The sequence below is a fragment of the Aureimonas ureilytica genome, from assembly GCF_001475935.1.
Lineage (GTDB): Bacteria > Pseudomonadota > Alphaproteobacteria > Rhizobiales > Rhizobiaceae > Aureimonas > Aureimonas ureilytica_A.
The window spans coordinates 1-771 of record NZ_LDQA01000121.1 but is presented as its reverse complement, the minus strand read 5'-3'; the positions used below and the strand labels follow the sequence as shown (position 1 = coordinate 771).

Genomic DNA, 771 nt, shown 5'->3' with positions numbered 1-771 from the left:
TGGTATAAGAGCCAGTTCCCGGGGTCGGCCCGGTGGTGTCGCTGGCCTTTGTCGCCACGATCGACGATCCCGGCCGGTTCTCGAACTCGAAGGCCGTCGGGCCCGCTCTGGGACTGGTGCCCCGGCTCTCCCAGTCCGGGGAAACGGAGCGGATCGGGCGCATCTCGCGCTGCGGCGACGCGATGATGCGCGGCCTTCTGTTCGAGGCGGCCACCGTGCTTCTGACCCGTGTGCGGACATGGTCCTGGCTGAAGGCCTGGGCGGTGAACCTGGCCCAAGCGGCGCGGCATGAAACGGGCCATCGTCGCGCTGTCCCGGCGCTTGGCCGTCATCCTTCACCACATCTGGGTGGACGGAAGCCGAGTTCCAATGGACACGGGCAACGGCATGAGCAGGCTCTGAAGGAGGCAAGCCTTCGGGAACAGACCGATCATTGAAAGATCCGCCCTGGCGGAGACGTGTCCCTTGCGGGACGAGGAACGAGGCAAGCTCGCTAGGGCTCTAGAGCCGATCGTACCACTGGCACGGTCAGGACGCGCAACAGATCGAGCTGCCTCGCTCATTCCGATCCCATCATGGGAGGGCCCACCCGGGTCGATCCCGAAGAGAAGCATGATCCGCAAGGGATCACGCATCAGCCAGGACGAGACATCAGCTCGGAGCGCTTGACCTCAACACGCCGAATAGAGAAGAGGCCCCTAGCCCAAGACCTCGCTCACGTCGCCCCTTCGTCCGTGATGCGAGGTCTTGGGCTAGGGGCCTCTTCTCTAT

General features: G+C 64.6%; 1 pseudogene. It reads left to right on the top strand.

Annotated elements, in window-relative coordinates:
- Window positions 1-14: 14 nt before the first annotated feature.
- Window positions 15-391, top strand: a pseudogene (locus NS365_RS22915) (transposase); the annotation flags it as partial.
- Between the last annotated feature and the right edge of the window lie 380 nt (window positions 392-771).